This window comes from Sphaerisporangium album, from assembly GCF_003323745.1.
In the GTDB taxonomy this organism is placed as follows: domain Bacteria; phylum Actinomycetota; class Actinomycetes; order Streptosporangiales; family Streptosporangiaceae; genus Sphaerisporangium; species Sphaerisporangium album.
This window is the reverse complement of the sequence record NZ_QOIL01000008.1, coordinates 280,200-293,497: the sequence shown is the minus strand read 5'-3', so window position 1 is coordinate 293,497 and position 13,298 is coordinate 280,200. Positions and strand designations below refer to the sequence as shown.

Below are 13,298 nucleotides of genomic sequence, written 5' to 3'. Positions count from 1 at the left end.
GGACGGGCGGCCGGTGCGCCCCGGCCGCGCTCGCGGTTGCGACGGATGTCGAGGAGGGCGCAGGCTTCCAGGTTAATCCCTTTGTGAAGACATGCACAAAGTGCGGAAGCCCACTCTCGGGTGTTCACTCTCCCAGTTAAGGGTGGCGGTCCGGGATCCGGCCCCGACCTCGGCGAGCGCGTACCGGACCCCTGCCGGCGACCGTTCCGGGACCGTGCCGGGCCGGGCGGGGCCGTTAGGCTGGGCGCATGGCGCCGCGAGATCACACGATCACTCTGCTGGGCAAACCAGGATGCCATCTCTGCGACGACGCCAGGGCCGTGATCCGGCGCGTGGCGGCGGACCTGGGCGTCACCTGGGAGGAGCGCGACATCACCGCCTCCGAGGCCGACCAGAAGGCGTACTGGGACATGATCCCCGTCACTCTGATCGACGGCGTGCAGCACGACTTCTGGCGAGTCGACGAGACCCGCCTGCGCACCGCCCTCGGCGGCTGACCTCCTCGGGCCTCCCTCAGACCCGGTACGCCGTGGGGAGCGGGACGACCTTGGCGGCGTTGACGTTCAGCTCGATCACGTTGGCGGCCAGCACGTGCGCCACCCGCTCGCGGGCGAAGCGCTCCATGTGCGGCTGGCGCTGGTGCTCGGTGAACGCCACCTCGTCGCGGTAGATCTCGTACACGATGCGCTGGAGCGGCGCCGACTTGACCGCGTGGCAGATGAAGATCAAGGTGTCGGGCTCGCTGCGCCGGACGGCCTCGACGGTCTCCTCGGCCAGGCGGTCGAACGCCTCGCCGGCCCCGTCCATGAGGGTGAAGACGGTCAGCAGCCCGTAGATGCTGGAGGACGGCTTCACCGAGCCGCCGGACGGTGAGGACGCCAGGCCCCGCGCCCCGCGTCCCCCAAGACCCTCAGGAGCCGCCGGCGGGTCGGGGCGGCCGAAGGCCTGTTGCGCCTCGGCGCCGGAGAAGAGCACGCCCGTGGCGGGCATCGAGTAGTCCGGCTGACCGGGCGCCCGGTGCGACCCGTTCTGCCCGGGGAGGCCGGCCTCGACCGTTGCGTCGTAGCCGCCGGGCCTGCCGTGCTGCCCGAACTGCCCCGGCTGCCCCGGCTGATCCGGTTGCCCGAACCGCCCCGGCGGGCCGTACGGGGACTGCTCCCCGAACGGCGGCTGCTCGCCCGGCGGGCCCTGGTGAAGTCCCTGCTGGTTGAGCTGGTTGAGCGGATTGGACGCGCCCGGCTGCCCCGGGCCCATGAACTCGCCGGTCATCGGGCCGCCGCGACCCTCGAACCCGCCGGACGGCTGCATGCGCGCGGCGAAGTCCACCTCGCCCGGATCGCCCGCCCGGTACTCCGCCACGAGGTCGCCGAGGCCCGAGCGGCGGGGTGGCGGCATGGGGGGAGCGGAGACCGGCATGGGACCGGACTCGGGGGACCTTTCGGACGGCTCGGGGGCGCGGCGCCTGCTGGGCGTGCGCGCCTCGTCCCACACGTCGTCGGTGTCGTCGCGCTCCTCGTCGTAGGGCGCGAGCGGTCGCGCGACGGCGTACCACACGGCCCCCACCATGAGGGTGATCACCAGCGCGGCGAACACCCCGGGGATTGCGAACCGCACCACGCCGACGATCGCGAGCCCGGTCGGCGTGAGCACCACCCCGGCGTGCATGTTGTCGGCGTCGGAGTCGCCGCCTCCGCGCCAGCGCAGGACCGCGACGATCAGGCAGCCGATCAGGATCAGGTACGTGGCGCCGTGCGCGACGGTCAGCAGCGAGGTCGGGATGATCGTCCAGTGGGTGTCCCCGATGGGGAGCGCCTTGCCGAGCCTGCCGGCCTCGCTGATCGGGTCCACGGTGAGGATGACCACGGTGATCAGCGTGAGGGCGATCCCGAAGAGCCAGGCGGCGAAGCGGGCGGCCGAGCCGCGCGCGAGCAGTTGCACCATGCCGATGGCGAGCCAGAACGGCGCCAGGAACGCCCCGGTGATCTGGTACACGCGGAAGGTCGCGGGGCCGAACCCGATGAGGTGCCCGATCGCGACGGCGCCGAGGGCCAGGCAGAGGGACGCGGTGGTGATGGTCCAGGCGATGAGCCAGCCGGTCCGCTCGTCACGGAGACGTCCGACGAGGATGCCGGTCGTGATGGCGGCGAACAGTGCACCGGCGAAGGCGGTGACGGCAACGAGGACTTCCATGATGGCTCAACTCTGCCGGACATTACCTCCAAACCGGTAGCCGGTGCCCGGAGTGCCGCATCACTCCTGTTACGCGAGCTACTTACTGAGGCAAAGTGGATTGTGCAATTTCCCGATGATTTCTAGAGTGTTGCCGCACGCACGCGCCCTTCCCTTTCCTCCCCAGGGATACCGGATGTCGAACTCATGGTCGGTCGCCGGGCTTTCCCCACCAGGATCGGCCGACACAGTGAACCCCACGCGCGCCGCCGCTGACCAGCGAGAGCGTCCCTCCCCGGAGAGCGATGAGCTCCGGAGAGTGGTGCTCCGCGCCAAGACCGGCGACGCCGACGCCTTCGCGGCGCTCTACGACCGTTATGTCGATCTTGTCTATCGCTATGTCTACTTCCGGGTCGGCTGCCACATGCTGGCGGAGGATCTCACCAGTGAAACGTTCCTGCGCGCCCTCGGGCGCATCGGCCACTTCACCTGGCAGGGCAGGGACGTCGGCGCGTGGCTGGTGACGATCGCCAGGAATCTCGTCACCGACCACTACAAGTCCGGCAGGTACCGCATGGAGGTGTCCACGGCCGAGGTGCTGGACACCCCCCTGGACGGCGCGCACATTCCGGAGAACGCCGTGGTCGCCACCATGATCACCGAGCGCGTGCTGCGGGCCGTGCGAGACCTCGGGCCCGAGCAGCAGGAATGCGTGGTCCTGCGCTTCCTGCACGGCATGTCCCTGGCCGAGACCGCGCTGATCATGGGCAAGAAGAGCGGCGCGATCAAGGCTCTGCAGTTCCGCGCGATCCGTGCCCTGGCCAGGGCGCTTCCGGACGACCTCAATTGATCACGGCCGGCGGCCGGCGCGGGGCCGCCGCGGGCGCGGGCGGCCGTAACCTGAGGACTCTCCGCGTCGTTGGGCAGGTAGCACCTATGGATCATCGTAGTGCGTCCGGCAGGGAGCTTTCATGGGCAAGTGGGGGCCTACGCGGTGGCTGCTCAGGCGATGGGCCGCCGTCACGCGGCGGGATCCCCAGCCCCACTTCATCGCACGGCTGAACGAGATCGGCTCGGAGTCCGGCACCGGCCCGCGCCCCGACTTCCGGGCGCGCCTGCGCGAGGAGGTGCTGGCCGCCTACCGGGCCAGGTCCGCCCCCGCCCCCGAGACGCCCCCGCGGCGACCGTCCCTGCTCCGGAGGGTGCGTCCGGCGGCGATGATCGTGGCCATGGTGGGCGTGATGTTCTTCACAGGCGTGCGGACCTACGACGCCGTCCCCGGCGACCACCTCTACCCGATCAAGCGCGCGGCCGAGGCCACCCTGCTGAGCCTGACGACCGACGACACCGAACGCGCCAGGCGGGAGCTGAACGCGGCCCACTCCCGCGCCACGGAGGCCGCCGCCCTGCTCGGCTACCCCGACTCGGCACGCGAGAAGCTGATCGGGCGGACGCTGGACGAGATGTCCCGCACCACCCGCTCCGCGCTGACCGAGCTCGGCCACGTGAAGCGGCGCGGCAAGCAGACGCCGGCGCTCAAGCGGTTCACCGAGCAGCAGCGCGACGTCGTCGAGCCCATGATCCCGCAGCTCGGCGAGGGTGACCGCATGAAGGCCAGCGCGTACCTCGACATGATCGACGACCTCACCCCCTGACGTCCCCTCGCGTGCGCCAGACCGTCACGCCACGCTAACGCCACGTACACCGATTTCATCCCCTCCACATGGTTAAGCTGAAGTGCTATGAGGCGGTTACTACGACGGCGTACCGAGGCGGAGATCGCCGGCGAAGTAGCGGCGGCGGCCGCCGTAACGGCCCCCGTCGCCGAGCCCGACCCGACCGCGGCGGCGTTCTTCGACGTCGACAACACGATGATGCGCGGCGCCTCGATCTACCACTTCGCCCGCGGGCTCGCCTCCCGCGGGCTTTTCACCACCAGCGACCTGCTGAAGTTCGCCATCGGCCAGGCCCTGTTCCGCGTCCGCGGCAACGAGAACCCCGAGCACATCGCCCGCGCCAAGGAGACGGCCCTGGCGTTCGTGGTCGGGCTCAAGGTCGAGGACGTCGTGCGCCTCGGCGAGGAGATCTACGACGAGGTGATGGCCGACCGCATCTGGGCCGGCACCCGCGCGCTCGCGCAGAGCCACCTGGACCGGGGCCAGCGCGTGTGGCTGGTGACCGCCACGCCCGTCGAGCTGTCCCGCGTGATCGCCCAGCGCCTCGGGCTGACCGGCGCGCTCGGCACCGTCGCCGAGACCGAGAACGGCGTCTACACCGGGCGCCTGGTGGGCGACCTGCTGCACGGTCCCGCCAAGGCCGAGGCCGTCAAGGCGCTGGCGCGGCGCGAGGGCCTGGACCTGTCCCGCTGCACCGCCTACAGCGACTCGGCCAACGACCTGCCCCTGCTGCGCCTCGTCGGCCACCCCTGCGCGATCAACCCCGACAGCGAGCTGCTCGAACACGCCCGCAAGAACGACTGGACGGTGCGCGACTTCCGCACCGGGCGCAAGGCGACGATGATCGGCCTGCCCATCGCGGCGGGCGCGGGGGCCCTGGCGGGAGGCGTGGCCGCCGCGATCGCCCTCAGGAAGCACTACCGCTCGATCTGACGTTCCTCCGCACGCCGCCGATCCTCACCTCTTCCGGACGTGTCCGCTGACCTGGTATAAGATCGACCACGCGACAGGGGCAGTCGAGCGGCCACCGTACCCAGGTGCCGGGCGCCAAGGAGTCACGTGTTCGATCTGGTGACCTTCTCGCTGAGTGACATGGTCCGCTGCGGCGCACGGTTACGACGCCTCGGTGACGAGGCCGCCTCACTGGACGAGGCGGCGCGGTCGATGGTGGACTACCTCCGCGACAACCTGGTCGACCCCGTCACCGGCGAGCCCGAGTGCGTCCTCGCCCGGCTGTTCGTCAGCCGCAGGTACGCCGACCTCACCCCGGAGGCCCAGCGCGTCGCCGACGAGCAACTGCCCGCCGGCCCCACCGACGGGGACCTGCGCTGCCTCAACCTCATCGCCACCCGCGGCGACACCCCCGAATGGGACGACCTCACCCTCTCCCGCCACCACCTCGCGATCCCTATGACCAGTGCCGAGGCGGTGACCCGCGCCCCCATGCTCCGCGCGTTGATCAGCCACCTCGGGCTCGACGTCGAGGCCACCGTCCGCGGCGACGAGCGGGCCCACGGCGACCGGTTCGACGTCTTCCACGTCCCCGACGCCACCGGCAGCCCCCTTTCCGGGCTCCCGCGGGGCAGCTCCCCGGCCGACCACGGCGCCCGGTCCGTGCTCGGTTTCGGCGGGACGCTCCCCGGCGGGGAGATCTTCGCGCTCGTCCTGTTCTCCCGCGTCCCCGTCTCCACCGAGACGGCCAGGATGTTCCGCAGCGTCGCGGTGAGCGTCCGGCTGGGGCTGCTCGGGCACCTGGACGACGCGTCCACCGGCGCGGGCTCGGCCCGCGAGCAGGCGCTCACCGAGCTGCTGGAGGTCCTGGAGACCTCCGCGCAGCAGCAGGCGGCGCACCTGGAGAACCTGGTCACCGACCTCAGCGAGACGCAGCGCGTCCTGCGCGACCAGGAACACCGCCTGCGCGAGGAGACCAGCGTCGTCGAGACGCTCCACGAGGTCGGCCGCACGCTCGCCGCCGAGCTCGACCTCCAGGTGATCGTCCAGCGCGCCTGCGACGCCGCCACCACGCTGACCGGCGCGGCGTTCGGCTCGTTCTTCTACAACGTCGAGGACATGAGCGGCGAGTCGTACCTGCTCTACGTGCTGTCCGGGGTGCCGCGCGAGACCTTCGCCAGGTTCCCCATGCCGCGCAACACCCAGGTGTTCGACCACACCTTCCGCGGGCTCGGCATCCTGCGCCTGGACGACGTCAAGCAGGACGCGCGCTATGGGAGGAACGCCCCCTACCACGGCATGCCGCAGGGCCACCTGGACGTCCGCAGCTACCTCGCCGTGCCCGTGATCTCCCCGTCCGGGAAGGTGCTCGGCGGGTTCTTCTTCGGCCACCCGCAGACCGGCATGTTCACCGCCCGGCACGAGCGGCTCGCCGCGGGCGTCGCGGCCCAGGCCGCCGTCGCCATGGACAACGCCCGCCTCTACCAGCAGCAGCGCGATGCCGCGGTGGAGCTCCAGCGGACGCTGCTGCCGCCGCTCCAGGAGGCCGATGGGCTCACCACCGCCTGGCGCTACCTGCCCGCCGCCCAGGGAACCGAGGTCGGCGGCGACTGGGTCGACCTCGTCCCGCTGGGGGACGGCCGCACCGCGTTCGTCGTGGGCGACGTCATGGGCAAGGGCATCCAGGCCGCCGCCGTCATGGGCCAGATGCGCACCGCCGTCCGGGCCTACGCCATCATGGGGCTGCCGCCCGGTCAGATGCTGCGCCGGCTGGACGCGCTGCTCGGCGACGTCGACACCAAACGCCTGGTGACCTGCACCTTCGCCGTCCACGACCCCGTGGCGCGGACGCTGACCATCGCCAACGCCGGCCACCTGCCCCCGCTCCTGCGCGGGCCGGACGGCGAGACCCGCCACGCCGACGGCAAGATCGGGCCGCCGCTCGGCGTGGTGTGCTTCGACTACGAAGAGGAGACCGTCCCGTTTCCGGCCGGTTCGCAGCTTCTGCTGTACACCGACGGGCTGGTGGAACGGCGGAACGAACTCATCGACAACGGGATGGCGACGCTCGCCCGCGCCTGGGGATCGGTGGAAGACCCGTCCGCGGCCGAGGCGCTGTGCGAACATTTGCTCAGTGAGTGCATCGGCGCGCGGGGCCACGACGACGACATCGCGTTGCTCTACGTCCGCAGCGAACCAGGGCGCGGCGCATGCTGACCGCCGCCAAGGACTTCCCTCCGGTCTCGGCGTCGGTCACCGCCGCCCGGCTGCTCGTCGAGGCCACCCTCCGGCTGTGGCACCTGCCGGACCACGCGCTGGACATGGCGATCATCACGGACGAGCTGGTGGCCAACGCCGTCCAGCACGCCCGCGCCGCGACCACACTGCTGACCGTTCGCCTCACCCGGCTGGGGGACGTCCTGCGGGTGGAGGTCGGCGACGGCGACCCGAGCCCGCCGCGCGTCCTGCGCGCGGAGGTCAGCGACGTCGGGCACCGCGGCATGTTCTTCGTGGAACGGATCGCCACCCGATGGGGCGTGAGTCCCCGGGCGGAAGGAGCAGAAGGAAAGGTCGTCTGGGCGGAGGTCGACCTCACACCCGCACCGGGCCGAGCACAGTAGGACGAATGACCACGAAGGCAGAGCAGACCACATGAAATCCCCCGACGAACCGCAGGGGTCCACCCCTTCGCCGCTCGGCCCGCAGTGGGAGATGAACATCTCCGAGGAACGTCGCGGCGACGTGCGCGTGGTCTCCGTGTCCGGCGCGACCGACTACCACACCGCGCCCCGCCTCGGCGCCTATCTCGCCCAGCGCTTCGCCGACCCGGAGGTCCGGCACGTCGTCCTGGAGATGAGCGGCGTCGAGTTCTGCGACTCCAGCGGCATCGGCGCCCTGGTCATGGCCTACAAGCAGAGCCGGTCCGCCGACGCGACCTTCCGCGTCGCCCGCGTCCACCCCAACGTCCGCCGCATCCTCGAACTGGCCCAACTGACCTCGATCCTCCCCATCTACCCGACCGTAGAAGCCGCCCTGACCCCGTAGGCCACGGCGCCTGATCCGAACTTCGCCCCCTCCACACACGCCGTAACCGCCTGGCGCGACGCCGGCGAGCCTCCCGAGCGCGAATTCACCGTCCACATCAGGCCGGACGAACAGACCGTCCGCCTCGACGCCCCAGGTCGGCAAGCCATCTGGAACCTACCGGCCACTCGGGTGACCTGACTCGCGCCATAGCAGGGGCGGTGACCTCCCGCTGAACTGGCCGGGGGTGCTCAGCGGCCTTCGGCCTTGGCGAAGTCGTCCAGGGCCTCGGTGTCGGAGTAGGTGGCGGTGACGAACTCGGCGACCCACTGCTCGATGTCGTCGAAGCCGCTCTCGGCCACCAGCCGGCTCGCCGCGGCGGCGGCGTCGAACGGAGTGCGGCGGAGGGTGACCGCGCCAATGCCGGAGTCCAGCAGGGCCCAGTGGGCGCCCGAGGTCCCGTACGGCATGCCGACCGACCCGGGGTTGACCACGAGCCTGCGGTCCACCAGCCGGACGAACGGCATATGGGTGTTGCCCAGCACCACGGTGTCGGCGGTGACGCCGTCGAGCACCTCGGCCCACCGGGCGAGCGCGCTGTCCACGAGGATCATCTCGTCGTCCCGGCGCGGCGTGGCGTGGACGAAGAGGGTGGTGCCGAGCCTGCCGAGGTCCAGCACCTGCCGGTCGGGAAGGGCGGCCAGCAGGTCGACCTGGTCCGGGCGAAGCCGCTCGCCTGCCCATCGGGAGATCTCGTACTCGCACGGCCCGCCCCTGGCGACCTCGACCAGCTCGCGGTCGGCGTTGCCGTTGACCCACAGCACGCGTTCGCCGAGGCCGGTCAGCAGATCGAGCGTCTCCACAGGCTGGGGGCCCGCGGCGATGTCCCCGGTGAGGACGAGCAGGTCGGCCGCCGCCACGTCGGGGTCGGCGAGCACCGCTTCGAGGGCCGGCAGCACGCCGTGGATGTCGGAAAGTACGGCTATTCGCATGCCTCCCACCCTGCACGGCCGCCCCCCGCCACGCTACGGCGTTCGCGATGCGCGATCGAATGCCGGTCGAGAACCGTAGGATCCGGCCTGACCGCAACAGGCCCACGCACGGAGGTGGGGACCATGTCACTGCCGACGCGTAGGCATCAGCGTGGAGTCCGCGGGCATCAGAGCTGGCGGCGCAGGGTCCACAACAGCCAGTTGCCGGCGGCCGCGCACGTGGCCACATCCCAGCCCTGACCACCGAACTCGGAGAGCAGCGCGACCACCTCGTCGTGGCTGCCGGCCAGGACGCGCTCGTTTCCCCCGGGCATGTTGACCCGGATGGCCTCCTGGTCCCACAACCACTCGACGATGGCGAACTCGTAAGTGAAGATCACTGCCCCCGCTCCGCTCGACCGCATCAGGAACTTAGCACGCGACGACGATTCGCGATCACCACCGCGGTCGGCATCACATGGATGATCAGCGGTAGAGCCCGACCAGGCGGGAGTGCGGCGCGGGACCGAGGGCGGGCGGTCAGAAGAACGGGGGGAAGGCGTGGCCGCGTTGGAGGCGGAGGCGGTTGAGTTGTTGCTGGATCAGCTCGCGGACCTGGTCGGTGAGGTTGAAGACGAGCATGGGGTCGTCGGCCTCTTCGGGGTCCAACGTGTCGGTGCGGATCGGTTCGCCGAACTCGATCATCCACTTGGACGGCAGGGGGACGAGGCCCAGGGGGCCGAGCCAGGGGAAGAGCGGGGTGATGGGGAGGTACGGGAGGCCGAACAGGCGGGCGAGGGAGCGCAGGTCGCCGATCTTGGGATAGATCTCCTCGGCGCCGACGATCGCGCACGGGATGATGGGCACGCCGGCGCGGATCGCGGAGGCCACGAAACCGCCCCTGCCGAAGCGCTGTAGCTTGTACCGCTCGGAGAACGGCTTGCCGACGCCTTTGAAGCCCTCGGGGAAGACGCCGACGAGTTCGCCCTTGCGCATCAGCCGGTCGGCGTCCTCGGGGCAGGCGAGGGTGTGGCCGGACTTGCGGGACAGATGGGCGAGGACGGGGAGCTGGTAGACGAGGTCGGCGCCGAGCAGCCGGAGCGGCCGGTGGGCGGGGTGCTCGTCGTGCAGCGCGACCTGGAGCATGAGGGCGTCGACGGGGATCGTGCCGGAGTGGTTGGCGACGACCAGGGCCCCGGCCTCGTCTGGGACGTTCGCGAGGCCGATGGTCTGGACGCGAAACCAGTGCCGGTACAGGGGGCGGATCAGCTCCAGGAGCACCTTGTCGTTGAGCTCGGGGTCGAAGCCGAACTCGTCGACCTCGTACTCGCCGGCGAGGCGCCTGCGCAGGAAGTCCAGGAACTCGGTGAGACGGTCCTCGACGTTCTTGGGCGCGCCGTCCTCCGTGCCGCGCCGCGCGGACGTGATCGGGATGACCCGCGCGGTCTCGCCCTCTTCGTCGTGAAAGTCTGAGAATGCGTCTGTCTGCTTCACTGTTTCCCGCCCCCACCGAGCACTGTTCCCAACCAGTCGATCACAGGGAGTGGCGTGCCGCCAAACAGGCCACGCGAGTGGAGGAAATCCGCGAACGCGGTCGCGGTGGTGAACTTCGGCCGCCATTCGAGCTCGGCGACGATCTTGTCGCTGTCGACGGCGCGCCCGTAGCTCATCAGGGCGAGCTGCTCGGGAGAGAAGTCGACGCGCCCGGCGCGCCGGGCGAGCTCGCCGAGGACGCGGAAGGCGGGGGACGGGACGGGGACGGTGGGCCGGCCGCTTCTGCGCACGCACTGCGACAGGAGCATGACGCCCTCCCCGGCGACGTTGTACGTGCCGGGGTGGTCCTCGACGGCCATGCGGCGCAGGACCTCGACCCCGTCGTCCTCGTGGACGAACTGCAGGCGCGGGTCGAAACCGAAGACGGTCGGGACGACGGGCTGGGTGAAATACCGCGTCAGCGGCGAGTCCACCCCCGGGCCCATGAAGTTGGCGAAGCGCAGCGTCGAGACCGTGATGTCGGGGCGCCGCCGGGCGAAGCCGCGGACGTACGCCTCGACCTCCGAGGCGTCCTTGGCGTACCCGGAGACGGGGACCTCGACCGGCTCGGCGTCCTCGGTGAAGACCGCCGGGTCGTGCGACGAGGAGCCGTACACCGCCGTCGTGGACCGGACCACCACGCGGCGTACCGTGGCGGACCGCTGGCACGCCCCGAGCAACTGCATGGTGCCGATGACGTTGTGCTCCTTCATCGAGGACCGGCCGGTGGTCTTCGAAGGAGCGCTGACGAGGCTCATGTGGACGACGGAGTCGACGTCGGCCGCGGCGATCACGCGCGCGATGTCAGGGCTGCGCAGATCGACGCGGACGAACTCGGTGCGGCCGAGCGCGGGGCCGCCGCCGCCCCGCGTGAGCGATGGCGGCGGCACGGTGTCCACACCAATGACCCGGTCGATCTCCGGATCGGCTGCGAGGGCGCTCGCCACGCGCGCGCCGATGTGCCGGGAGACCCCCGTGACGAGCACTGTGTGGGTCATCGGCGCCTCGCAGGATCACGTGCTGTGGGTACCGCTCTGCTCGGGTGCTCGCCGGGCGCCTCGTCGCACCCGGCCCGCCGCTCCGCGTCGTCGGTCCGCGCTGCTACTTCTTGTTACGCCGCTGGATGCGGGTCTTCTTGAGAAGCTTGCGGTGCTTCTTCTTCGCCATGCGCTTACGACGCTTCTTGATCACAGAGCCCACGGGACCCCCAGGTGAAGGTAGGTTTTGTCAAATCAGCGAGTGCCGTCCGGCGAGTGACGCACCGCCCGGAGTCATGGGGACACGCCGCTCTCACGGCACGCCCGCAACCCGGATCGGTGCTTCGCCATGAAGCACACCGACTCAACAGCCTACCGGCGATTCGCGGTCGCTCGCTCCCTGGGGGGAACGGCGCTCCCTGGGGGGATCCCGCGTACCACTCCAGGGGACGCCCGCGACCGGCCACGATGCGGGCGGCGAGCCGCCCGCCACGCTCCGGTTGGGGTGTTCGCCCCCTGGCAACCTGATGCGCTCGTTATCTAACGGTTGCCGGCCAATAACCGCCGATGTCGCTACTGGTCAGTTCAACCCGCTTCGATGAACGCATCCCTCAGGTAGTCGTGCACCGCCTGCTCGGGCACCCTGAAGGATCGCCCGACCCGGATGGCCGGTAACTCCCCCGAGTGCACGAGCCGGTACACCGTCATCTTGGACACCCGCATGACGGTGGCAACCTCTGCCACCGTCAGGAACTTCACCTCGCTGAGAGGTCTTTCGCCTGCAGCCATCGGACGCCTCTTCCGCACGTGTTTCCGGGTTATCCCCACTGGTGCCATTGCTCACGCACGTGTACTGCTGTCAGCGTAGAGCGCGCCTCGGATCGCGCAAACCCCCTATTCCACCAGTCAGAGGAGACGCCTGCCACCAGAATGGGAAAAGTCGCTGGCCAGCAGCCAGGCCGAGCCCTGTTCCCGATCTTGCGAACGGTCTGACCACGTCTCATTAGAGCCACCCGGGATCAGAAAAAAGTTGGCAAACGGTCGATGCCGAGCTCAGATGGCACGTTGGAAACGGACGTTAGGGCACGACCGGATTACGCGACAGGCGCCTCACATGCCACTCGTGACCCTTGAGACCAAGTAGTCGGTCATCGGACCGTAATGGCGCGGCAACACGTTGTCGTCAAGGGGGACGGTCACCGAGATCTTCCCCTCGGCCTCTCCGACGAAGAGCCCGGGGTCGTTGCTGTCGGCGAACCCGACGGTCTCGATGCCCGCCTCCCCGGCCGCGCCCGCCCAGCCGTGGTCGGCGATCACCAGGTCCGGCCGCTCCTCCCCGGCCTCGTCCAGCTCGGCCAGCATCGCCTGCATCGGGGCGGGGTCGTGGGTGTGGACGAGGGCGCCGCCGTCGTCCAGCATCGCCACATCGTCCAGGTACCGGATGCGGCGCCTGCGGCCCAGGCCGCCGTGGGTGAACGCCCGCGTCTCGCCCGGGGTGAGCAGCCGCGCGCCGTGCCGCCGGGCGAGGCGCGCGAGGGCGAGGTGGGTGGTGAGCAGGCCGGTCGGGTGGCCGGTCGCGATGAGGATGCGAGGGTTCTCGCGCTTCAGCGCGGCGGCGATCCGGTCGCCCATGGCGTCCAGGGCGTCGATGGTGCGGTCCGGGTCGATCGTGTCCTGGCCCGTGCGGAACCCCGGGTCGGGGACGACGCCCGCGGACTTGGCCATCAGCGCGAGGATGTCCCGGAAGGTCCAGTCGCCCTCCATGCTGAGGCCGAACATGTAGTGGGGGTCGCGTACGGCGAGGGAACGATAGTGGTCAAGGTTGTTCTCCCGGCTGGTCGCCACGTCGCCGGCGATCCTCGTCCGGACGAGATGCTCGCGCAGCTCTTCCCGCGAAGGAGGGGTCGCGGTCTCCATCGTTCACTCCGTCCACTCGGCAGGTCGTGCGACCCTCGCGCGACCTTCACAACGCCACGCACGGGCGGCCACCTCGCCGT

15 protein-coding genes are annotated in these 13,298 nt (G+C 70.5%); 7 read left to right on the top strand and 8 right to left on the bottom strand.

Annotation, left to right across the window (positions count from 1 at the left end; all coding sequences use genetic code 11):
- Positions 1-248: 248 nt before the first annotated feature.
- Positions 249-497, top strand: coding sequence for a glutaredoxin family protein (locus DQ384_RS16715; RefSeq protein ID WP_114029730.1), 249 nt, complete (start codon positions 249-251; stop codon positions 495-497).
- Positions 498-513: 16 nt separating this feature from the next.
- Here DQ384_RS16715 and DQ384_RS16710 read toward each other — a convergent pair whose 3' ends face one another.
- Complete coding sequence (locus DQ384_RS16710; protein WP_114029729.1) at positions 514-2,190, bottom strand: antibiotic biosynthesis monooxygenase; 1,677 nt, start codon at positions 2,188-2,190, stop codon at positions 514-516.
- 301 nt (positions 2,191-2,491) lie between these two features.
- Between DQ384_RS16710 and DQ384_RS16705 the strand changes: the two genes are divergently transcribed.
- The 6 genes from DQ384_RS16705 to DQ384_RS16680 all read left to right on the top strand — a co-directional run bounded on the left by DQ384_RS16705 (position 2,492) and on the right by DQ384_RS16680 (position 7,841).
- The gene (locus DQ384_RS16705; RefSeq protein WP_245966536.1) at positions 2,492-3,019 is read left to right on the top strand and encodes a sigma-70 family RNA polymerase sigma factor; all 528 of its coding nucleotides are present in this window, start codon (positions 2,492-2,494) and stop codon (positions 3,017-3,019) included.
- A gap of 121 nt (positions 3,020-3,140) precedes the next feature.
- On the top strand, positions 3,141-3,824 hold the full coding sequence (locus tag DQ384_RS16700) for a DUF5667 domain-containing protein (RefSeq protein WP_114029727.1): 684 nt from the start codon (positions 3,141-3,143) through the stop codon (positions 3,822-3,824).
- 87 nt (positions 3,825-3,911) lie between these two features.
- The gene (locus tag DQ384_RS16695) at positions 3,912-4,778 is read left to right on the top strand and encodes an HAD family hydrolase (protein WP_114029726.1); all 867 of its coding nucleotides are present in this window, start codon (positions 3,912-3,914) and stop codon (positions 4,776-4,778) included.
- Between the two features lie 126 nt (positions 4,779-4,904).
- On the top strand, positions 4,905-7,013 hold the full coding sequence (locus DQ384_RS16690; protein WP_114029725.1) for a PP2C family protein-serine/threonine phosphatase: 2,109 nt from the start codon (positions 4,905-4,907) through the stop codon (positions 7,011-7,013).
- On the top strand, positions 7,007-7,417 hold the full coding sequence (locus tag DQ384_RS16685; RefSeq protein ID WP_114029724.1) for an ATP-binding protein: 411 nt from the start codon (positions 7,007-7,009) through the stop codon (positions 7,415-7,417). Before DQ384_RS16690 ends, DQ384_RS16685 begins: the two co-directional genes overlap by 7 nt.
- Positions 7,418-7,448: 31 nt before the next feature.
- Positions 7,449-7,841 (top strand): STAS domain-containing protein, encoded by a 393-nt coding sequence (locus DQ384_RS16680; RefSeq protein WP_114029723.1) that lies wholly within the window; start codon positions 7,449-7,451, stop codon positions 7,839-7,841.
- A gap of 230 nt (positions 7,842-8,071) precedes the next feature.
- On the opposite strand, the gene DQ384_RS16675 is transcribed toward DQ384_RS16680, so the two are convergent.
- From DQ384_RS16675 to DQ384_RS16645, 7 genes are all read right to left on the bottom strand, one after another.
- On the bottom strand, positions 8,072-8,812 hold the full coding sequence (locus DQ384_RS16675) for a metallophosphoesterase family protein (RefSeq protein WP_114029722.1): 741 nt from the start codon (positions 8,810-8,812) through the stop codon (positions 8,072-8,074).
- A gap of 167 nt (positions 8,813-8,979) precedes the next feature.
- Positions 8,980-9,192: a hypothetical protein gene (locus tag DQ384_RS16670; protein ID WP_245966535.1), complete on the bottom strand. Its 213-nt coding sequence runs from the start codon at positions 9,190-9,192 to the stop codon at positions 8,980-8,982.
- A gap of 139 nt (positions 9,193-9,331) precedes the next feature.
- Positions 9,332-10,285: a lysophospholipid acyltransferase family protein gene (locus tag DQ384_RS16665; protein WP_181871250.1), complete on the bottom strand. Its 954-nt coding sequence runs from the start codon at positions 10,283-10,285 to the stop codon at positions 9,332-9,334.
- Positions 10,282-11,322 carry an NAD-dependent epimerase/dehydratase family protein gene (locus DQ384_RS16660; protein ID WP_114029720.1) on the bottom strand — a complete coding sequence of 347 codons (1,041 nt, stop codon included), beginning with the start codon at positions 11,320-11,322 and terminating at the stop codon, positions 10,282-10,284. Before DQ384_RS16660 ends, DQ384_RS16665 begins: the two co-directional genes overlap by 4 nt.
- A gap of 103 nt (positions 11,323-11,425) precedes the next feature.
- Entirely contained in the window at positions 11,426-11,524 is a 99-nt protein-coding gene (locus tag DQ384_RS16655; protein WP_018654693.1) for a 30S ribosomal protein bS22, read from the bottom strand.
- 362 nt (positions 11,525-11,886) lie between these two features.
- Positions 11,887-12,090 (bottom strand): helix-turn-helix domain-containing protein, encoded by a 204-nt coding sequence (locus tag DQ384_RS16650; protein WP_114029719.1) that lies wholly within the window; start codon positions 12,088-12,090, stop codon positions 11,887-11,889.
- Between the two features lie 321 nt (positions 12,091-12,411).
- Positions 12,412-13,218: a phosphatase gene (locus DQ384_RS16645; protein ID WP_114029718.1), complete on the bottom strand. Its 807-nt coding sequence runs from the start codon at positions 13,216-13,218 to the stop codon at positions 12,412-12,414.
- Between the last annotated feature and the right edge of the window lie 80 nt (positions 13,219-13,298).

Coding starts and splice junctions, on each gene's coding strand:
- DQ384_RS16715 (WP_114029730.1), top strand. CDS start 249: ATGGCGCCGCGAGATCACACGATCACTCTGCTGGGCAAACCAGGATGC.
- DQ384_RS16710 (WP_114029729.1), bottom strand. CDS start 2,190: ATGGAAGTCCTCGTTGCCGTCACCGCCTTCGCCGGTGCACTGTTCGCC.
- DQ384_RS16700 (WP_114029727.1), top strand. CDS start 3,141: ATGGGCAAGTGGGGGCCTACGCGGTGGCTGCTCAGGCGATGGGCCGCC.
- DQ384_RS16695 (WP_114029726.1), top strand. CDS start 3,912: ATGAGGCGGTTACTACGACGGCGTACCGAGGCGGAGATCGCCGGCGAA.
- DQ384_RS16685 (WP_114029724.1), top strand. CDS start 7,007: ATGCTGACCGCCGCCAAGGACTTCCCTCCGGTCTCGGCGTCGGTCACC.
- DQ384_RS16680 (WP_114029723.1), top strand. CDS start 7,449: ATGAAATCCCCCGACGAACCGCAGGGGTCCACCCCTTCGCCGCTCGGC.
- DQ384_RS16675 (WP_114029722.1), bottom strand. CDS start 8,812: ATGCGAATAGCCGTACTTTCCGACATCCACGGCGTGCTGCCGGCCCTC.
- DQ384_RS16660 (WP_114029720.1), bottom strand. CDS start 11,322: ATGACCCACACAGTGCTCGTCACGGGGGTCTCCCGGCACATCGGCGCG.
- DQ384_RS16650 (WP_114029719.1), bottom strand. CDS start 12,090: ATGGCTGCAGGCGAAAGACCTCTCAGCGAGGTGAAGTTCCTGACGGTG.
- DQ384_RS16645 (WP_114029718.1), bottom strand. CDS start 13,218: ATGGAGACCGCGACCCCTCCTTCGCGGGAAGAGCTGCGCGAGCATCTC.